This window comes from Pseudomonas sp. Irchel 3E13 (genome assembly GCF_900187455.1).
GTDB lineage: Bacteria > Pseudomonadota > Gammaproteobacteria > Pseudomonadales > Pseudomonadaceae > Aquipseudomonas.
Map to the genome: position 1 here is coordinate 54,456 of NZ_FYDX01000012.1, position 19,766 is coordinate 74,221.

Genomic DNA, 19,766 nt, shown 5'->3' on the forward strand with positions numbered 1-19,766 from the left:
AGGGTTTGAATTAGCGAACTTGAATTACGCAGAACTTGGAAAGAAAAACCTCCCAGGCCAGGTGGCCATGAGAAACAACCTTTCCATCATCGACCAAAACCCGGCGCTTACCGGTGAATCCAAGATCGATGGCGTAAACAGTCTTGTCTAAGGCTTTGGGGTAGCGAGCGCTAATACCACGAAGCGCTACATAGTGCCGGAGTGCAAAAGCACGACGGACAACACGTTTTCTGCCCCCGCACCTCAACACAGCTTCAGCCTCAACGCCACGCGTCAACGCTTCAGCTTCGCCCCAGGTGAGATTCATCGTCTCGCGTAGTACCGTTATAAGACGGGTATAGGACCTCATTTCTTTGCCCTATCCTTCTTGACCGGCAAACCGCAGATGTTGCTCATCAAGTCGATAAAACGCTCATCGGAGAGAGCTTCGAAATGGTGGGCAACTCGATTCTCGACATTTGGCTTGACTGGGACTGGCTGGGGCTTCTGAGCATTATTCATGCGCTTGGCTCCCGGCTTGAACAGACAAAGGCGACCGAAGTGTAAAAGTCATGAGTACCTCCAAATAGGAGGTGAGACCCTTACCCCTGACGGGGTAAGTCCCCACCAGGTGGTTTAAGTAGTCACAGTACTTCCGAGGAAGCGTAAGACCTGAGCAGGCGTGAGTTAAAGCACGTCGAACACGAAGTCGACGATGATAATCACGAGATTCAGTAGATCGGACATATTGCACCTCAATTTTTGGATTTTAGTGCAAGGTATCCCCCAACAGGGAGAACCCCTGCAGGGTTGGTTTGCCGAAATGGCATGCTGCTTTAGGTACGCGCAGCTGACGTTATCTCCGAGCGCCACATGGCGTTGGGAAGAATCTTTGCTTGGGAAAACGCAGGCTTTCCAAAACAACCTTCTGATCAACGGTGGCCTGCCGGCCGAGAGGATGCTGTTACCAGCTGAACGAAATATAGCACCACGAATTTTTAGATGGAAGCGGGGAGGAATACCCTCCCCGCCAACTCACCTACGCACGTTTCTGGAGCATTTCGGCACCCATTGCCCGAAGCAGGTCCAGGTGATAGCGACGAAGCTCAGAAGCCGGAATGCTGGTGCACTCCGCCGAGATCAAGTGAACTAACTCAATGAATTCACGAAGATGCGCCGTGGTGGTGATCCCGCGCCCTGTGCTGTTGGCATTCATCTCAAGTTGAGAAACATCTGCGCGACATGCCAGGTAGATGGGACGGTCTCGTTCATCCAGTAGCAGAACGTCTGACACCCCACTGGAACCACCCTCAGGGAAGAGGTTCTTTTTTCGCTGCTCAATAATTTCTTCAAATTGAGAAAGCATGAGCTCCGAATAGTAAGAGTGTTGTTCAACTGCAGAATTTTTCATGAAGCCTCCGACAATGAAGCCGGGGCTATCCCCAATCGGGAATAGCCCCGACCGGGAATGCTGCTTACGCAGCGTTAGGGCACCACAACAGTGGCAACCTTGATTAGCACGACTCCTCGACCGCATCCATCATCGACTGCAAACGCAGCAGAGACAGTGTGCTCAACCAAGCACGTGATTCGGTCGTGGTTCTGACCAGCAAGTTAACCAGTCGACCATGCTCGTTGAGTTCAGCGACATTGGCCACCTTCGCAACTCGCATCTGGCTTTTGACCCAGCGATACTCGTCGCGCTCTGCCGTCGTCAGTAAACTCGCGTCATCGCATTCGAACCCGTTCAAAAGCAGAGCTTCTTTGCGGAAGAAAAGCGCTTGAGCGATTTCATCGAGACCAGCTTTTTGAAGCTGCAGGGAAATGTTCATATGTTGCCTCAGGAAGCTCGAGACAACATCCCCAAACGGGAGTGTGATCCCGATGGGTTGATGGCGATCGCCAAATTTATGCTGCATAGAGTTGCAGCTGACTATCGTCCTGGAACACAGTTCACAGGTGGGATTCGGTTTAAAAAACGCCCTACCGAAGAGAGCTTTTGAAACCGAACTTCCTTGAGCCGCACTACACCGCTGGCGCAGAGATGCCCCTCTTTCGAGGGGCAAGCGCAACGGTTATTGACCTTTACTCGCTTGGTTTCGGGCTTCTTTTACGGCCCCATTGAGTGGGGCAAAGTAGATCGCCGGTGCAGCTTTCGCTGCACTGACAAATTCAGCCGTGAAACCCTGGATGAAGTCCTTCAAAGCTTTGCGAATCATGATCAGCTCCTCACCTCTACATGATCCAAGCATATACCTTGATCGAACATCTCTCAACGCGAATTAGGCCGCTTTTGGGGTGCCGCCGCCAGCATCATTCGCCTGTAGCTTACGCCACTGACTGATGACACCCATGATCGCACCACGAATGGGTGCGAAGTAGATAGCCGGCACCTGGCGAACTGCCTTCACAAATTCCGCAAAAATAATCGCCAGATGTTGCTTAATGGTCTTGTTCATTACGCATCTCCCGGATTGCCGACCACGACGTGATTCCGATGAAGCATAGGAACGTGAGGGCGTCAACCAATAGAATGGTGTGTTCGAGAAACGTCAACACGCTGAGCGTAAACTCCGCAACGTGGTACTCGCGAAGTTTGTGAACTAGCCATCCAAGGAACACCGAAGGTGCAGCAATGATGAGAAAAATTCCGCTACCGACAAGCGTGTGTGCCAGGAAGTGCACTAAAGGTGCATACCAAGGCTTGTCGTGGGGAGTTTTTTGTAGCTTCTCCATTAGGGTCACTCCTGTTTCATGCGGGAGGCCCTATCCCGCAGGGATAGTGGCTCCCCGCGGTTGGTGGATTGCTGAAGTTGAAGTGCTCAGCTGCACCTTTGCTGCTTAGACCTGTTGGATGTCCTGAATGGACTCAACAGGGATTTTGATCCCGTAGTGCTCAGCATCGTGGTACAAAATCGAATTGCGATCGTCGATGAAGCTCAGGTCGTCCACGACCCAGGTGGGACTGCCACCCTCGAGAAGACAAACACGCGTACCTTTGGGAACGGTGACAGTGTTTTTGAGTTTGGAGCCCGAAACACCGAACTCGACCACCAATTCTGCAGCGGTCTTACCAGTGTGGGTGTGTGGGGTTTTATCAGATTTCATGCGCGCTCCTTAGAGCAGTACACCCCAAAACGGGGCATAACTGCCCCAGTTGGGTTTAGTGGGTATTGCCAATGGTGCTGACAGACTGATCAGCTTCAAATCTCCACAAGGTCGCATGACCGAGTAGAAGAATCTTCTTTCGACAAGGATGCCTGTCGGAAAAAGACTCAACAAGAGCAGTAAGCCCAGAACCATGGCCTTGCCCATCGTTTCACCGCTGCACACTGCCATATCCCGAATCTGGATGGAAGCCACCCCGCTTGCATAGGCAAACGGGGTGACTCTCCTACGTTCCTTCCCGGGGGACCGACCACAACTCGGAGCGGCCCTGAAAATGAACCTTTTTAGACGGCGTTGGCGGCTCCCAGACTGGCGTCCAAAAGCTTGCCTTTGTAGTCGATCCAGTTGTTGATCGCTTCACAAAAGTCGAGATCGAAACCTGACTTCGCGCCAAATTCAACCAGCTCTTTCACCAACCCGGATGTACTGCCCTCCTCCACATGGCCACCCAATACAAACAGTTCCTTTGGAATGATGTCGGCCGCGTGGCCTGAAAGCTCTTCGATCACATCACCGTGATTGCCGAATGTGTCTTCGACAATCCTGACCATATCGTGCACCCGCGGGTTGTTCCCTGCGAACGCTTTGCCCTGGTCAGCAAAGATGTGCTGCAGCAGCAGATCGATCAGATCAACGATACCCGGCAGGCCGGCTTCGCAGTCGCGGACAAATAGTCGTGCGTCCACAAAAGCACCATACTCGCACCGTGAAATGATCACCTTGTCATCGATCTCAATGTTGTTGTCGCTCTTGGCGGCGTATATCTCACGCGCCGCTCGGGCGAAGGGATTGGAACTGGACTCGACCCCGAAATGGTTGAGGCAGTCAGCAAACGTCAACCCTGCTTCGACTGCATCCTTGAGGAGATCCAGCGGGGTTCTATCGGTCTGTACCAGGTTTGAATCATTACAACTCGAGTCCATCGCAACGATGCGAGGGCTCATCGATTCATGCCCGGTCAGGGTGAGTTGATTGTTCATGATGTAAGGCTCCTAGATGAGCCAAGCATGCCCCCGTCCGGGGGCATAGCCCGGCAGGGTTTGTGAGTACTTTGTCGCCTTGGACAGGAGTGTCCAGGGATAGCAGGAATGATTACGCAGCTAGGCGGTAGGTGCCAGGTGCAACACGCTCGAAGTAGCGTGCATCCTGAACCACCTGACGAACCTTAGCTTCCCAGTGCTGATTTTCGCGCGTGCCGGCATAGGGGGCGATCAGCTCGTTGATTTCCTTTAAGTGAAGAACTTTTCCTCCCTGAAGAATGCGCCGAATCGCCGCCCTCCAAGTCGTTCCCACCCACGATGCCGCCCGGCGATCGATCTGCCCGAGGAAGAACAAGGACTCTTTGTTCTTCTTGAAGACCAGTAGTTTCTCGTGCGCTATGCGTACGATATTTCCACGGTACTCCCGGCTATCAGAAACACAGTTGTGCTGGATCTTGATGATCTCATCCACCAGTCGGCCGGGCGCAACACGCTCGACCAAGGAGGACAGGTTGAAGTACTGGCCATTACGGCGAAGATTCCCCATGAGGATCCCGTAATGACCATTTCTTTCCATAGCATCGTGGATGTTCATGATCGAGAGTTCCAGGGCTTCAGTGAAGTCCGCCAGCGCCATTCGACTCATGTCCCATCTATTTGGCTCACCCCAAACCTCACCGCTGTAAACCAGCATTGAGGCGTAGGGGGCATGCCACCAGCAGGTATGCGCCTCCTCGCCAAGGAAGCTGCGCATATCGTCAAGCAACAGGTTGGTGCCCTGATGAAGATCGGTCCCTTTGAACCGCAGTGCCATTTCAGCGGCCACGTCGACAGAGGTACCGCCACCGATGCTTGGGTCGAACGCAAGCCCATCCTTTCGGGTGTGATAGGTACCGAAAAAATCTCTAACGATCGCGCCCGTGCAGTTGCCACGGTATCGACTGTCACCCCAGTGCCCGCGCTCCGGATAGCTCACTACAGAATTTTTAAATTTCATGGTGCGACTCCATATCGGAGAGCACCCGGGCCACGTCAGTGGGTTGGACGTCGAAACGCTGAACCCACATTTCCTTGCCATCCACGAGAACAGCTGAGTCGCTCTCAATATCCCAGTCACCTGAGTAGTCGTCTTCCAGGTAAACGACCCTGACAGCGTGACTACTCTCGACAAGGATCTCACCGTCTTTAGTCCGGCGAACGATGACGGTCGGTTTTTCAATATTCATGGTCTAACTCCTGGTTGGAGCGAGGCCAAGCCCCTGAGGGGCTAGAAGCCCCGCGGGGGATTTAGGTTGCTGTGAACCACCAGCTGGTTATCTCACCGCCTTGCATAAGGCAGCGAAGAACTGAATGCTTTCGCAAACGTTGCTTGGGAAAACATTCACATGAAACGGAAGGTCGGTTGACCTGGAAGAAGTGCTGTTTCAACAGCTTGGACATGCGGAACCCGCATCGTGGTGCGTAGCAACTGTACGACAGTACATTATTGCTAGGTAGTGCACCACTTCACCGACACATAATCGCGTCGGTGAAGTGATGTTCAATCAAGCTGCTGCATGTCGATTAGGGCTGAAGACATTTGCGCGCCGCTCGTAGTATTCGAGAAGCGCGTCGAATTCCTCCGATCGCTCGCGAACGCTTACGAAATGCGCGGGAGCTTTCGCCCCCTCATGTCGCAAAAGCTCCAGCGTCTTACCATCGCTGAGCTCCCACAGAAAAATCGTGTTTCCCGGGGTTTTGGCTGTCCCCTTTCGCACGATAGTTCGGGTCCCCATCATACGTGCAGCTTGAACGATAACGTTAGTCATATGGTACCTCCGAGCGTACGGAGGACATGCGCCCCTGACGGGGAACATGCCCGCCAGGGTTGGTTATGTGGCCTGAAACGCTCTATACGAGCGCCAGCGCCTGTTGCTTGCTTGGGACGTACTTTGGTGGCATTTCGGTGGTCGCGTCGACGCCGTTATGACACAGCGGCTCCACGCCACACATTCCCCCGCCACATACCTGTTGGCAGTAGCTATCGATCCCCTCCTCCTCGAGGGCAACATGGTCAGGGTTGATAGCCTGATGGGTCAAAGCACGACCCAAGGCCTTGCCGACCTCCACGAAGACATTGAACACGACAGACTGGCCTATAGCCTCGTGTTGAATGGTCTCGGACATCCCTGCAACCATCGACTCAGGAATGCCTTTCAACCGGGCGTGCTCAACACCCGTGAACAACCGACTCAACTCGGGGTTTTCAGGATGCTGCAGGAACGGTTCGGTGGATCGTCCTTTAAAGTAGCCGCGGCCCAAGGTGCCTACAGTGGCACTTTCAGACGTAACCAACTGCCGTTTAAAGCCCTTACCAGCGGCGATATCACGCTCTTCTTTCGCCGCAAGGTAGTCGTAAGACTTCCACCGAGGCGAATCAAGCGGGATATCCTCGAGGATGTCGCCAACCTTTCTCGGAGAGTGTCTACCCGGGATTGGAAATGAAAAGCTCACCTCCAGACCTCTGGTGACAGCAACCAATACCATCCTCTTCCGGTCCTCGATGGCACCAAACTCGGCACCACCGAACACGGTCTCGTGTAGCTCGTAGCCCAGCGAAGTGAGTACGCTTCGAATGACCACCATCGACGTCGAGTCGAGGTAGTCCGGTACGTTTTCGATGAGACAAATCGCTGGGTTTGACGACTTCACGAAGTCCAGAAAATCAAAGAACAATGTCCCAGCCGTAGAGTGTTCCTCTGCACACTGAAGCTTGTTCTTCGCTTTACCGCTCTTAGATGCCCCGGTGCACGGAATTCCGGCAAAGACGCAGTCCAATTGCGGTACCGCACCAGAAAGAGCCAGGTCGCGGATATCGGAGTTGATAGCGATGGAGTCCTCGGTCCAAAGCTCAGGATTGTTAGCCAGCGAGGCATCTAGGTACGCCGACTCAAGCTCGACGCCGACTTGGATGAACGATGCAACCCCCGCCGCCAGCAGTCCTGTGTGGAGCGCTTTGTCCAGGATGCCGAGACCATGGAACAGCGATCCCCCGGCCAGCGCAGTTTTTGCCGCCAGCTTGCGTTTGATGCGCTCCACACGCTCCTTGATCCTCAAGTCCACCTGCAGAGCGGTAACGACAATCCGACCACTGCGGATGGCAACACGAACCTTTTCGCAGCCTTCGAAGAAGGTCTTGAGCAGATCTGTACGCACCTCCAATAACGGTGATATCACACCATTGCGCTCGCGCTTCGAAACGGTGAAGTCGCCGGCTTGAGCCGACTCGACAGGAAGCGGAACCAGTTCGAGGCGGTTGAGTGCCTTGTCACTGCGAAGCAAATACTTGCTGCCGATTTTGACGCCGGCGTGAAGCAGCTTCTGGCCCTCCAGCCAGAGGCGAGCGATGTCACCTTTTGCTTTACCGATCGTAGTGTTGATAACTGTAGTCATGTGGTACTCCAAGTAGATTGGAGGCACCACCCCCACTGGGGATGATTGCCCCCAGGTGGGTTTGAGTTGCTTGCTGGTTACCACCAGCTGGGTATCTTGGCTCCTCACATGAGGGTCCAAAGAATGCTCGTGACTGAGTCCTGCCAGGCGCCACTCAGAAGCATTCTGAAAGCAGCCAGCCCTATCGGACCGGCCACCCCTGCATCAGATAATCGCCTGGAGGTCAGCCATGAAAGCCGCGGGCCTCATTTCGACATTCAAGCGTTCAACCAGATCGTCCACGTCAGATTCATCGGCAGACGTCAGCTCATCGTCGTTGGTGCAAAGCCGGTGCATATCGTCAGAGCGATTAGCCGCCTCGCACATACCCTGCTCCTTCCAGAAGCGAAGCGCCGCAATGATGGTGTGCAAGTCCTCATAATTTTGAATAAACACCAAGCCCTCTTTAGAGGCTAAAACCGGTTGAGTCGCCTCACTCGTATGCTTGACGACTTCCAGTTTGCCGGTGGCGCCACGCACGATCTCCACCGTGTGCTCTTCAGCGTCATCGACCAGCTCCGCATGTGAGCCATAACGGCTGCCCTGAGAGAGATCTACTTCGAAGCACTCAGGGTCAATCGTTTCGAATCGCATACTGATAATGTCCTGAATTTCACCATTCGTGATGTCAGCAGGGACCTTGACCACCTCCGTATGACAGCCAATGAACATGGTGTCGAGCGAGATGTGAAGCTTGGAATTTGTAGCCATGTCGTATCTCCAAAGTGAGGTACGGGGCATGCCCCATCGGGACAATGCCCCGAATGGGTTAGATCAATTTCGCGACTTGGGAAAACTTGGCCAGGCGATCCACCGAGGGGGTCACATTGCGAACGTTGTTTTCCACGATCCCGTTTTGGTACACCAAGCCTAAGAGACTCTCATCCTGGTAGTAACTGACACTCTGCGGATGGAGCACATCAACAACGGTGACCAATGTCGAAGAGGGCAATCCAAAAAGCTGGACATCAACTGGTGATCCGTCCTTCATGATCATCAACACCTGGGGACGAAGATTCTCGATTGGTGCGTGGTTGCGCACTACAGCTCCGATGTATGAATCACCCACTGGGGTGAGCATACAGGCCGAGGTTCCGAGGTATGACTGGAGGATAGTTTCAAGATCCCCCAGCTTGGCCATCCTCCCCTCCCTGTTCGCCAACCAGTAGGGCTGATCAGCTTCTACCAGGAACATATTGTGGTGGCCGATCAAGACATCACCATCGATGATCTCGCCAAGGAAAGTGAGCTCGTAACTCGCCAGCTTGACTCCGCTTAGCTCGCCTGCGTTGAACTCACTCAAAGCAAGACGGAACCCGTCGAAAAGGTTCTTCGTACCTTGCACAACAGCTGCCATCCACCAATCTTCACCGCCGACGTGAGGCTGGCCGGCGACAAACACGTTGATGACACCATCACCGCTTTGTTGGAAGTATGCGTAAAGTTTCATCATGGAACTCCAGTTGGAAGCGAAGCCATGACCCCAGTGTGGGGTCATGAAGCCCCGCAGTGGGTTAGTAGTGCTGGCGACACCAGCTGGTTTATCCGGAGACCTCAAGGTCGCCGAAGAATGCAGATACAAACGTTTTTTTGAGCACTTCAGGTGGATATGTCGTCAACAGCACGGCTTATCCTTTCTGTCCGAGGACAGTGACGGCACCAAGTCGATTGGCAAGGAAGCCTCTGAAATCGACCAGTGAGAGCCACATGGCTTCAGCAATCCAAATTTCTCTTTCTAGCTCGTTCTCTACGAACTCAGCGATGCGGCGTTCCTCATCAAGCATGTCCTGTTTGGTCATACCAAAGGACTGTTGAATTGGTTCGCAACAAAAGCCGCAAGTACAAACACCACGACTGCTCGAACCGGAGCAAACCGCCACAATTCCGGCGCAAAAAATGCAGTCGCAGGTAGACATTTGCTGCTCCCCTCGGTAGCTGCTGTTGAAAGCAAAATCGGAATGATGTTGGGTTTGACGATTCATGGTTTTCTCCAGATTGGAGTGGAACCATTCCCCACAGGGGATAGGCCCCGCAGGTTATGTTGGAAGCAATCAGCACAGACTGACCAGGGTGACACACGCAGATGTCAATTCGCTGCGAGTGTATTGATCGAGAGTACGATGCATAGAAAATGCTCGATTGGTTCGAGCGAGAGCCCAAGCGCATGAACACGCCGGGGTATAGGAATTGCTGGCATACCAGCTTTTTTTTACCGAGCAGCACACGCGACTGGGTAACTGTCCGGGATTTTGCCTCGGACAACTGCGGCGTGCAACCTTGACATTCTGCCCGACTCCGCCGACGAGCAACTTACACCCTCCGCCAAGGTTGGACACAAAGCCCCTCCATAAGGAGGGGCCCGTATCTCGCTGCCACAAACAGGCCGGCGAGAAGAACCACTGCTGTTGCGCTGGCCATGAAATGCTCAAGGGATTCAGCCTATCACAGCAGTTTATGCTGATGCGCCGGCATGCAGTTTGGCCCGCACATCTGTCAGTGCAATACCAAGCAGGTTCAAACCTTTCCACTGGCTGGGATCAAGGACTCGCGGGTCGTGCTCCGCAAGACCGACTCCCCAAATGCAATCATATGGACTCGCCTCGACCAACACCGTGTTGCCAGTAGCCAAGAGAGCATCGCGTAAGACTAAGCTCTGACTGAACTTTGCGTAACAGCCACGGGCGACAATTCGCCCCCTGCGCTCACTCCATGCATCATCGTCGTAACCAACCACGCAACGACCGAGCGCCTTTTGATCCCGGGGATGAGTAGCGGCCATGATTTTGCTTGCCGTCAACTCGTCCCCAAATAGCTTCGCTTTGCAAAACATCATCATTTGCTCAACACAGTTGAAGCGCACACCTTTGACCTCAAAATCTGAAATATACCAGTTTGAAAACTGATCCTTTGCAGAAAAGAAAATTGTCATGTTTCCTTTGGTGAGCATCTGGCTAACTCCTGTATGAAGCGGGGTCAATCCCAAGCGTGACGGACCCCGCATGGGATTAAGTTGGTGAAGACCTGAATTGCGGTCGGCAGAACTGACAGTGCTGGTGGAGCACCTGGCAATGAGCCGCTAGAGGGCTAACGAGGCATGAGCCTTCAGCGTAAAGCATGGGCTACACATAGAGCGGTGATCGAAGCCCCCGACCGCGTCCCCTCCCGCGGGAATATCGGGCCGACGGATGGGTTAGTGAACAACGGTCGGGTCGATTGCACAGTCTTCAGGAATGCCGGCAAGCGCGCGGATTTCAGCGAAGTCGTGCAGGCGAACCCAGCCTTTGGTTCTGTCGTACGCAGCCCCCACGTAGACGTGGAAATGCTCCGGTATGTGACCGGCGTACTTTTCCGGCTGGCTCAGCATGGTCTTCACCTGCTTGTGCCAATCGTCGAAGCGCAACCGATTGAAAGTGGCCACAAATTCTTTTGTGAGCTTGGAAGATTCGCCGTGGGTCACATAGCCAAGCTGGCCGTTTTCCCACCGTTCAAAATCCAGCTCGCTCATGTTGCAGTGCGCTGGATAAGCCTCCCTGGAAGCTCGAACCGTGACACGAAATTCACTGCCCTCGAAAAAGCAGTCGTACTCCTGCTTCCCGTGGTACGAGAGGCGCCAGGCCACACGCGCCCGAAAGGCTGGATTGTGGGGTTCTGTCGAAATAGTCATGGGTCGTCTCCAGTGATGCGAACCCACGCCCGAGCGGGGATGGTGCCCGCAAGGGTTTTGAAAGGCCGAAGCCTGTGCTGCAAGTGCAGCTGCTTTCCTCTCCAACTCATGCTGGGAAGGGAAATCACATTCGACAGGGGTCTGTTGAATGTGATCTCGGAATTACCATCCCTGGCATGGCCAAGGATGGTCGTCTCATTTGTGAACGCTAACGCCTCGCGGATTTGTACGCGGCAATAGCATCTAACGCAGCGGGATCATCAGGTAGCAGCGCCACCCAAACCAGCCTGTTGTAGCGGTCGAGCTCGGCACGATCGACGAGCAGCACTCTGGTCGAATGAGGGCTCACAAAAACCGAGAGCTGCCCCACAAAGCTGATCGGGGCTGGCGAGTTTGTTCCTGGATGCATATTGACTCCCATACCTCATGGTGCACCACTCTGGGGATGCACTTGAGGGGATAGATTGATCGAAGAAGCACATCAAGCAGCTGCTTACACAACGCCACCTGCCCTTACCCATCCCTGGCCCTGCTCATATCGAACTGGGACAATCTCTGGATACGGTTGAATAGACGGATCATCTTCCGAAATGACGCCAAACCGCTCTGGCTGGCTGCGTAAGCGCTGCACGCGCTCGGCATGCAACTTACTGCGCCATTGGTTGAATGCGGCCACAAGGACCTCATGAGGCGCCGTACGATCCATCAGCGTTACGGTGTTCGTACGCCCCACTACATCCCGCTCATACTCCTCATCGGACAAGCCGCTGAAGAGGTCTCGTTTGCCGCTGTACGAATCATCCCCGACTTCGATCTGGAAATACTCGCCGTCGACCCACACGTCGTGAACCCAGACACCGTTGTAGCGAAGTCGCTGGGCAAACTTGATCTGAGTGCTAGAGGTGATTTTCGTTTTCATTGTACTGACTCCAGTTAGTGCGCGGGGTCAGCCCCAGACGGGGCTCGCCCCGCATGGGTTGTTAGCAGATGGCTTTGGTACCGGCTCGGCCGTAAAGCACCGGGCCTACCCCGTTACTGAGGTGCACAAGCAGTGCGAACGAAGCGATCGACGATTTCGCTTTGCTCCGCGGCACTGTGTGCATGAAATCGCAGGTCCCAGTGAGTCGCCGCGTACTTCCGTACCACGGACAAGTCACCGATGTAGATAGCGCAGGCCGGCAACTTTACCGATAAAGTAATTTCGCCACCGCTGTCATCCTGCAGATCGCGGGTTTCCAGTTTCAGGTTCTCCGGAACCAACTTGAGGTCTCGAAGTAAGCGCTCGGCGCCGTCATACGTCGCTTCATCCGGAATGCCGTACTTACGTGCATCAGGGTGAGCTACATGCATCAGACGAACCGGTGCACCTGGAAGCTGTCCTCGATCAACCAAAACTCGCTTCCCACTTGCAAGCACCGCCCCGCCGTACTGAGGACCGTCCTGGATGTCGAGACTTTCGATTTCGATGAGCACCTCCACTGTGCAGCCCGTGAGAGGCACTTCGCCCTCTTCAGGAATCACGTCGTATGTAACCAGTGCCGACTCCAAATCATCCAGGACAGAACCCATGGGCTGGCCAGATCGGCTCAGGAGTACAGCTTGTGTGGCATGGTCGACAATGTCTGATACAGCTGCTGCAGCCAGAGGCAACGACCGTTGAGCATATGGGTCACCATGACGATCAAAGATCGACAGGGAAACTTCAACCGACGGCGGATTGGCTGTGGCCCAATCATCACGAAACGCGTTCGCCAGCTCCGAGAGTGCTTGCACCTTCTCTGCGTCGACGACGGTCGACTCACCACAACACCCTGTGGCGTCGGCGGAGTTAATCAGATCAACAGCCCGATTGAGGAACTCATGGAGGGCGTCTGGCAGTCTTTTCAGTGAGCCTGGAACAGTGATCCCATGAGCTTCTGCAGACGTATAGAGGGATTGCAGGTTCTGGGTAATGAGCATGGTTCTATCTCCAAATCGGAGTGAGGCCATACCCCCCGAATGGGGTATGAAGCCCCACTGGGTTGTGTGTGTGCTGAGAAATCAGCTCAAGTGCGCCGGATCACTCCGGTGCCATGAATCTGTACAAGATAGGGCTTGCCCCTATCGTGTAGAGACTCAGGCCAAGGCCGCCCGAAGGCGGCCCTGGATGAGTGTATTACGCTTGTGGTTTGTCAGCCCCACGTGAAAGGACGCGTGCAACCCAGGTGTTTCGACGCACCGTCTTTTTCTCGATTACGATCGAATTGTCAGGCTGCTTCACTTTCACCTCCACCTCGACCGGCTGCTTACCAATACACTTCAGAAGGACACGATCGCCCTTCTTGACCTTGTGTTGGTTAATGGCTCGCTCGAGATCGATGCCCCAGACATACTCATTCCGGCCAAGCCGCACCAGGTACGACAATGACTGGTCTTTATCGAACTTGTAGTGGTAGCGTCCGAGCTGCGACACAACCCCTTCCTTCGCCCGGGACCAATCGATGTTGGTGTCGTCGGCTAGAACCTCCGCCGGCAACTCCGCAGCACTGGCGCCCATGGAAAAATCACTGTAATCCCCAGGAGGAACCTCCTCGAAGGAGGGACCCGACTGTAGCCCGTCCATACCATCAAGGTATGGAGTAGGCTCCAGGCCGTAATCACCGCAGTCGCTGATTGACGCCAAAGGCGCATCGTCGAACACGTGATGACTTGCGTGTGTCTCCATCTCCCTGGCGGGGTGGAGTTGCACACGTGGCGCTGGTGGCATCTCGTAATTGCATACTGGTTCAAACAACTGAGCTGGGAAAGATCGAATCGACTCATTCCCGGCCTGCCTGAACACTGCTAAACGCTCGAGGAATTCGCTCCGCCGTTCCCGTTCAAAGTGCTCCAAGCTTGCGGCCTGGTTCACGATGTCGTGCTTTGTACGAGGGCCTTCCGATGCCCGGTATGGGAACAGCTCAACCATTGGTTGAGCGATTTTACGTTCTGTGTGATAGCGCATGTTGCCTCCAGCATGTGAGGGAGGCACCACCCGCTAGGGAGGTACCGCCCCAGCGGTTTAATTTTCTCGAACACCAGGTTGTATCAGCCCCGGCGATCATGATCTCCCCATGTAGGGGAGAGATTTGTTATGCAGCAACCTGCAGTTGACCAAGCACCCCTTGCCGGCGGCATAGATCGATCAAGCTCTCACGGAACCTGTCGCAGTCGACACCAGCTGCGCTGATGCACACCTTGAACGAGAACGGCGAAAGCACTTCACTCATGACCCATGCCCAGCGATCCTTCTGAGTGCTGGGTGAGGCACGCTTGTCTAAGAAGACACTGCAGGCCTCATACAGCAACTTTTCCCTGAGAACGTCGATATCGTCATCGGTCCACACAACAGGCCCAAGCTCTTCCTCCGGTAAAGCCAGGAGGTCGAATATTGAAAACTGTTGAACCTCGCCGGCGCTGATCGATGGTTGACGACGCGCACGGCGGACTTTCTTGCAGAGATTTTCAGGAAGCTCAGCGTGAGAGAGTTCAGCGAACGACATGGCTAATTGCATTGGTATACCTCCAGGTGGAAGGAGGTACGCCACCCCTAGGGGGTGAGATACCCCCTGTGGGTTGATTCCGCGTTATGCGGCTTTTGTTAGAACCTGTTGGACCAGGCTGTTCAACGCGTTGCGCAATTCAGCCAGGTCACTCAAGAACTTCCATTTGTCGGCGCCAAAGATCTGCTGGAGACTCGCCTTGTTCGCAGTCCCGAAGGCAATTGCGAACACATCGATACCAGTAGCCTTGCAGCGATCGACCATAGCTTTTGCTTGCTCCGGGCTATCAGGATCGCCATCGGTGATCACGATCATCACCTTGCGCTCCCCTTTTGCCTTGAGCAGATCACCAGCAGCAGGCCAAATAGCGTTCGCCAAAGGCGTAGTGCCAGTTTCGGTCAGGCCAAATCGCCCCTCCTGAATTGCACTCATCAATCTCTGGTCGTGCCGTTTCAATATCCCCACCGCGGTGCCACGACCATCATTGCGAGGAAAAACCATCGCGCCGGTTGAGACGCCTGGGATGCCTTCCAATGCGGTCAGAATCGCCAGGGTTGCCTCTTCAGCAACTTGCATTGCCGTCTTTGCCCTCTGGGTAGCAGAGCCAGGTCCCTTTGGAGTCCCGGAAACTTTCGTCCCCATTGATCCAGAGCCGTCGAGTAGCAGTTCGATTGCAGCGTTTGTCCGTTGCACAGGTTCTTGTCGCCGGAAGATCCGGTTTTCCCCAACCCGAACCTGAGCTAAGCGAGACGAATCGATCTTGCTCCCCGTACGACGCAAGCTTACGCGTGCATCGCGCGACCCTTGGATCAGTCCGTTAAGCACCTGGCGCAGCCCCATGGAAGCCAGCTGTCCGTTGTTAACGACGACCGAACCCAGCAGGCTGGATCCCATCGCGCCCTTCACTACCGAAGCAGGTGTAGGCGTTGTACGGTCAATGGCCGTTTTGATCAGTTTTGCTGCTTCGCTGCCAAGGTCCGAATGGGCATCAGCGAGCTCCGCATCAGACGCAGAAAGAACCTTCTGCTTCAAACCATCGCTCGGACCCTTACCTGCCGTAGTTCCAGCGGACTGAGGATCACCACCACCCGAGTCATCGGGATCGGAGTGACCACCACTGCCGGAGCCTGCATCAGGATTAGAGGTATCAGTACCGCCGGTGTTTCCATCGGGGGAACTGTCATCTGAACCATTGGCTGGTGAGCTTTGGGACTGATCACCCTGGCCGGGAGAGCTATCCCCTTGACCAGGATCTGGTGTTTGCTGACTTGGGTTCTGACTATGTTGGTCTTCCGGCTCCTCCTCATCCAGAACATTCAGGATGCGGTGAGTCAGTTGATAAACAGCTTCAGTATCAGGAAGACCTATCACCTGGCTGAGCAAACCAAAAATTTTGGTGCTGCGGCCGGGACCAAAAACCTCACGCATTTTGTGCATGAGGTTGTCGGCTTCTCGCTGGATTGGCTGATTAAGCAGTTTCGCCCGCCCAACCATCAAGCAGCCATTGAGCAGAAGGACCGCTTCAGAAAATCCAGAAAGATCGTGGTCACCACCCAGGACTTCCTTGGCCATCACTGATAGCGGTTGGATCGTGGAGTAGTGATCCAACATCATCCGTTTCTCGATACGAACATCTTCAAGCATGTTCATGAAGCGGACCACAAACGGCTGTTCGAGAGCCGCCTTGTCATAAACCGACGAGTCGGAGTACTTGATGTGCGCCGATTCGTGAGCCGTGAAGCCCAGTGCAACATTGAGCATTACCGGCGACGGTTCAAGCATCGGCATGTAGATGATGTTGTCCTTTGTGCACGGCTGATCACCGCCCCAAACAACTTTTACGCCCAAGTCATCGCAGTAATAGCGCGCGATGATCGGGAACGCATTGTGAAGAGAATTTTTCATGGTACTGCCTCCAGGTAATTTTGGAGACACACCAACCCCGACGGGGCTGATGTGCCCCCGAGGGGTTGGTATTACATGCAGAACTGGATACCGCCATCTTGCTGCTGAACCACTGGCGCCACAAAGTGGGCCACGGGCAAAGCGCTAGTTACAGCAACGGGCTCAGGTTGAACTGCATTGGACTGGATTTGGTTCGCCAACTCCGACAACTCACCAATGCTCATCTCGCCCTCGAGGGCGCTATCAGTCATCAGATCATTTAGGGTGACACCAGGATCGGTCTGTAGGAGATCCGCGGAACCAGAGCTTGCCAGCACGCTTGCGCTAGCCAGGTCAAACGCTGTTTCGTCATCATCGATCAGCTCCGGCTCCGTCGACGTGGCTGCAACCTGACGGGGCAGCTCCACATCCACAACTTGCTGAACCGAAACCTGCGACGAAGACTGGACGTCAATTGCAGTCTTCGAGAAGACCTCAGCCATTCTGAGAATTTTGGTCTCGTCGGACAGGTTCATGATCAATGCCATCAGATCTTGAAACTGCGAACCCTCGTAAGGACCATTTTTCGGCAGCTTACCGATCACGGACATCATGTAATCGGCTACGTCTTGAACCTTGGGATTCAAGAATGCCAGCGAGCTGAGCTTCTTGTGCATCTTGAGCATGGCACTGACAGCCTTACGGCTAACCGAACCTTTGCCAACGAAGCTGTTATCAAGAAGATCTCCAGCTGCATCGGCAATTTCCCGGAACAGCTGCCCCGACAACCCCTGTACCTCATTCTCCAACCCCTTGGACAGGGCGGCATCTGACGCATCAGGAACCACTCGGCAGAGGGTAAAGCGAAAGCCCAGGCGTTGTTCCACGACAGCTTTTGGGGTAATGGCATTCTCGATCGCTTTACGCCATTGAGCATTACCGTTCCATTTGTCCATCCAGTCTTTGCAGATCTGATCGTACTTACCGATGAAGGTCTGTATTTGCTGCATGAACAACTGGCGGATTTCCTCCAGCTCGGCTGCAACCGCTGGTGCCACATCATTGGGTAGGCCATAGCCGCCCATGAAGCGAACACCGTTGGATTCAAGCAATCGAATCGCACGACGCTTTAGCCGATCGAACTCTTTGATCTCATCCGGATCAGTGATCCGCTTGCTGCCCAAGGAAGCAAGCTCCGAAGGTGGCAAGTTGAGATCCAAGCCCAGGTCCTCTGCGCGCAATTTCTTGCGGCCAGACCAGATACTTACATTCAAATCCACCAACAAAAGCTTGCTGAGGATTTGAGTTTCTTGAACGAGATTAGAATTTTGCATGACGCACCTCCGGGTTGAGGAGGCGGTCTGCCCCTATGGGGAAGGACGCCCCCAATGGGTTTAGTTAAAAATGCTGCGGATTTAAGTGAGCAGCTATCACTTCTCACAGGTCGCTCACATGAGCAACACTGAGAACCTGTTTTGCTATAGGCGAACTATAGCAAAACAGGCTCGAAGGCGGGAGCCAGTGGCCCCCGCGATCTCACCAATCAAAAAATCCAAGTTGGGCTCCATATTAGGACGGAGCCCGCCCCTAGCGGGACAAGCCCCATTAGGGTTAGAGACAGAATGACCCAGCCTCAAAAGCGTTCGCAAGAGAAGTTAGGTCCAAGGGTTTTGGCAGCACGTCCAGGCTTATCAAGATTTCGACCCCTGACTTGTACTGCTCAGGGTCCAACGAACGCTGGAGGAAAGCATCGCATTCCTTAGCGTTGTCCAGGGCGATGAAATCACCGCTTCCACTAGCAACGTGTATCAGCGGTGCAGGGGTTTTAACCGCACCAAGGTTGACACACACAGCCGCCAACAAAAGACACTTTTCAAAGTCCTCTGTAGGTTCCAGTTCGCCTGAAGCGAGCGGTCTTTCGAAATGCTCGGCCAGTGATTGGAGTGACGCAGAAAGCCCCAACGAGGCAGCTGCAGAGTCAAGACTCTGCAGTGCCTGGCGGATGGGCTCCCGCTCTGCCTCTGCAACAGCACAGGAGAAGAAGATGCTCATAGTTATGCCAGCACCGGGTCTGCGCCCCAAGCGGCTCCAAACGCGTCTTTGGCAATGGTATGAACCACCACTCGCATCGCTTTATCTGCACGGTTGGTAAGTGCTTCACGCAACGCTTGCCCCATCGTAGAGGGGAAGGCTACTTGAGCATTTTTGTTGCTGCTGTAAGTAGCACCAATACGTGCCCAACGCAGCAGGGAGCGCGTGGAGAACGTAATAGTCAGGCCAGGCTGACCAGGCTTCAGTTCCATCTCGGGGTTGCCAATGTATTGCTTGCGCACATCGTTGGCGATGTCGACCATTTTTTCAAGGATGACCTTGTCTACCTTCGGCATCGTTGAAGTCATGATCAACATCTCTTCCTGCTTGCTCAAGTAAGGAACCTCAAGCATCCGGTACCGGTCCCAAGTCGCAATATTCTGCGCCATGGTACCGCCGTGCAGGCCATGCTCATCACCCTGACCACGGGTGTTACTCGTAATGACCGCGCGGAAGTTTGGGTGAGGGTAGATGACTTCGCCGCCGTTCTCTGCGAGCACCAACGCACCACCTTCAAGCACCGCGTTAAGGCCTGCAAACACCGCTGGATCGAGAACATCAGCTTCGTCCAAGACGAATATTGCACCCTCCCGCATTGCTTTGGCCAAAGGGCCATAGCGGAACACGGTCCGCTGATCACCAGTAGCTAAATCACACTCAAGTCCAATGGACCCTACCAACTCCGGGATTTCCATCCTTGAGTGAGCACTCACCTTACGAAACGGCCAGTTAAGCCTGGCCGCAATCTGCTCGAGCAAGGAAGTCTTACCAGAACCGGTAGGACCTACGAGCGACAGAGCATCGCCACCTGGTGAGTAGAGAAAGTTCATTACCGGCATCCGCAGGTGAGTGCGGAAGAAGTAATGAGGATTGAGCGATGGAACAAGGTCCATCAAGTCGTGATCTGGAGGGAAGCCGGGAGCCATTACGCTTGCCTCGCTTCCAACAGTGCCAAACACGCTCATTGGGACAATTTCTTGAAAATTCATGGTGCAACTCCAGTAAGAA

The 19,766-nt window shown here is 54.2% G+C and carries 25 protein-coding genes; all 25 read right to left on the minus strand.

The features are described from left to right. Positions 1-10 precede the first annotated feature (10 nt). Positions 11-307 (minus strand): hypothetical protein, encoded by a 297-nt coding sequence (locus CKW37_RS21225; RefSeq protein ID WP_095158386.1) that lies wholly within the window; start codon positions 305-307, stop codon positions 11-13. 38 nt (positions 308-345) lie between these two features. After that, the gene (locus CKW37_RS32810; protein WP_159985285.1) at positions 346-501 is read right to left on the minus strand and encodes a hypothetical protein; all 156 of its coding nucleotides are present in this window, start codon (positions 499-501) and stop codon (positions 346-348) included. Between the two features lie 517 nt (positions 502-1,018). Further along, the gene (locus CKW37_RS21230; RefSeq protein ID WP_095158140.1) at positions 1,019-1,390 is read right to left on the minus strand and encodes a hypothetical protein; all 372 of its coding nucleotides are present in this window, start codon (positions 1,388-1,390) and stop codon (positions 1,019-1,021) included. Positions 1,391-1,493: 103 nt separating this feature from the next. Beyond that, positions 1,494-1,811, minus strand: a complete 318-nt coding sequence (locus tag CKW37_RS21235; RefSeq protein WP_095158387.1) for a hypothetical protein — start codon at positions 1,809-1,811, stop codon at positions 1,494-1,496. Between the two features lie 243 nt (positions 1,812-2,054). Beyond that, positions 2,055-2,198 (minus strand): hypothetical protein, encoded by a 144-nt coding sequence (locus CKW37_RS32815; RefSeq protein WP_159985287.1) that lies wholly within the window; start codon positions 2,196-2,198, stop codon positions 2,055-2,057. A 63-nt stretch (positions 2,199-2,261) separates the two neighbouring features. Beyond that, complete coding sequence (locus CKW37_RS32820; protein ID WP_159985289.1) at positions 2,262-2,438, minus strand: hypothetical protein; 177 nt, start codon at positions 2,436-2,438, stop codon at positions 2,262-2,264. Continuing rightward, a complete protein-coding gene (locus CKW37_RS21240; RefSeq protein WP_095158142.1) occupies positions 2,422-2,715 on the minus strand; it encodes a hypothetical protein in 294 nt (97 codons plus the stop codon). Before CKW37_RS21240 ends, CKW37_RS32820 begins: the two co-directional genes overlap by 17 nt. Positions 2,716-2,820: 105 nt before the next feature. Then, positions 2,821-3,087 carry a hypothetical protein gene (locus CKW37_RS21245; protein ID WP_095158144.1) on the minus strand — a complete coding sequence of 89 codons (267 nt, stop codon included), beginning with the start codon at positions 3,085-3,087 and terminating at the stop codon, positions 2,821-2,823. Between the two features lie 344 nt (positions 3,088-3,431). After that, positions 3,432-4,127, minus strand: coding sequence for a hypothetical protein (locus CKW37_RS21250; RefSeq protein WP_095158146.1), 696 nt, complete (start codon positions 4,125-4,127; stop codon positions 3,432-3,434). Positions 4,128-4,239: 112 nt separating this feature from the next. Further along, positions 4,240-5,124 (minus strand): DNA adenine modification methylase, encoded by an 885-nt coding sequence (locus CKW37_RS21255; protein WP_095158148.1) that lies wholly within the window; start codon positions 5,122-5,124, stop codon positions 4,240-4,242. Next, entirely contained in the window at positions 5,114-5,353 is a 240-nt protein-coding gene (locus CKW37_RS21260; protein ID WP_095158150.1) for a hypothetical protein, read from the minus strand. Before CKW37_RS21260 ends, CKW37_RS21255 begins: the two co-directional genes overlap by 11 nt. A gap of 664 nt (positions 5,354-6,017) precedes the next feature. Then, positions 6,018-7,559 carry a DNA cytosine methyltransferase gene (locus CKW37_RS21270; RefSeq protein WP_095158155.1) on the minus strand — a complete coding sequence of 514 codons (1,542 nt, stop codon included), beginning with the start codon at positions 7,557-7,559 and terminating at the stop codon, positions 6,018-6,020. A 204-nt stretch (positions 7,560-7,763) separates the two neighbouring features. Next, a complete protein-coding gene (locus CKW37_RS21275) occupies positions 7,764-8,309 on the minus strand; it encodes a hypothetical protein (protein ID WP_095158157.1) in 546 nt (181 codons plus the stop codon). A gap of 58 nt (positions 8,310-8,367) precedes the next feature. After that, complete coding sequence (locus tag CKW37_RS21280; RefSeq protein ID WP_095158159.1) at positions 8,368-9,048, minus strand: hypothetical protein; 681 nt, start codon at positions 9,046-9,048, stop codon at positions 8,368-8,370. A 178-nt stretch (positions 9,049-9,226) separates the two neighbouring features. Next, complete coding sequence (locus CKW37_RS32545; RefSeq protein WP_143502067.1) at positions 9,227-9,580, minus strand: hypothetical protein; 354 nt, start codon at positions 9,578-9,580, stop codon at positions 9,227-9,229. A 470-nt stretch (positions 9,581-10,050) separates the two neighbouring features. Further along, positions 10,051-10,545, minus strand: coding sequence for an NADAR family protein (locus CKW37_RS21285; protein WP_095158161.1), 495 nt, complete (start codon positions 10,543-10,545; stop codon positions 10,051-10,053). Between the two features lie 243 nt (positions 10,546-10,788). Then, the gene (locus tag CKW37_RS21290) at positions 10,789-11,262 is read right to left on the minus strand and encodes a hypothetical protein (protein WP_095158163.1); all 474 of its coding nucleotides are present in this window, start codon (positions 11,260-11,262) and stop codon (positions 10,789-10,791) included. 493 nt (positions 11,263-11,755) lie between these two features. Further along, complete coding sequence (locus CKW37_RS21295) at positions 11,756-12,181, minus strand: hypothetical protein (protein WP_095158165.1); 426 nt, start codon at positions 12,179-12,181, stop codon at positions 11,756-11,758. Positions 12,182-12,294: 113 nt separating this feature from the next. Beyond that, positions 12,295-13,221: a hypothetical protein gene (locus CKW37_RS21300; protein WP_095158167.1), complete on the minus strand. Its 927-nt coding sequence runs from the start codon at positions 13,219-13,221 to the stop codon at positions 12,295-12,297. A gap of 196 nt (positions 13,222-13,417) precedes the next feature. Next, positions 13,418-14,245, minus strand: coding sequence for a hypothetical protein (locus CKW37_RS21305; protein ID WP_095158169.1), 828 nt, complete (start codon positions 14,243-14,245; stop codon positions 13,418-13,420). Positions 14,246-14,372: 127 nt separating this feature from the next. Continuing rightward, the gene (locus CKW37_RS21310; protein ID WP_095158171.1) at positions 14,373-14,795 is read right to left on the minus strand and encodes a hypothetical protein; all 423 of its coding nucleotides are present in this window, start codon (positions 14,793-14,795) and stop codon (positions 14,373-14,375) included. A 72-nt stretch (positions 14,796-14,867) separates the two neighbouring features. Further along, complete coding sequence (locus CKW37_RS21315; protein WP_095158173.1) at positions 14,868-16,688, minus strand: VWA domain-containing protein; 1,821 nt, start codon at positions 16,686-16,688, stop codon at positions 14,868-14,870. Positions 16,689-16,759: 71 nt separating this feature from the next. Continuing rightward, positions 16,760-18,001: a DUF3150 domain-containing protein gene (locus CKW37_RS21320; protein ID WP_095158174.1), complete on the minus strand. Its 1,242-nt coding sequence runs from the start codon at positions 17,999-18,001 to the stop codon at positions 16,760-16,762. Between the two features lie 277 nt (positions 18,002-18,278). Then, positions 18,279-18,719, minus strand: coding sequence for a hypothetical protein (locus tag CKW37_RS21325; RefSeq protein ID WP_095158176.1), 441 nt, complete (start codon positions 18,717-18,719; stop codon positions 18,279-18,281). A 2-nt stretch (positions 18,720-18,721) separates the two neighbouring features. Next, positions 18,722-19,747 (minus strand): AAA family ATPase, encoded by a 1,026-nt coding sequence (locus CKW37_RS21330; RefSeq protein ID WP_095158177.1) that lies wholly within the window; start codon positions 19,745-19,747, stop codon positions 18,722-18,724. Positions 19,748-19,766 lie beyond the last annotated feature (19 nt).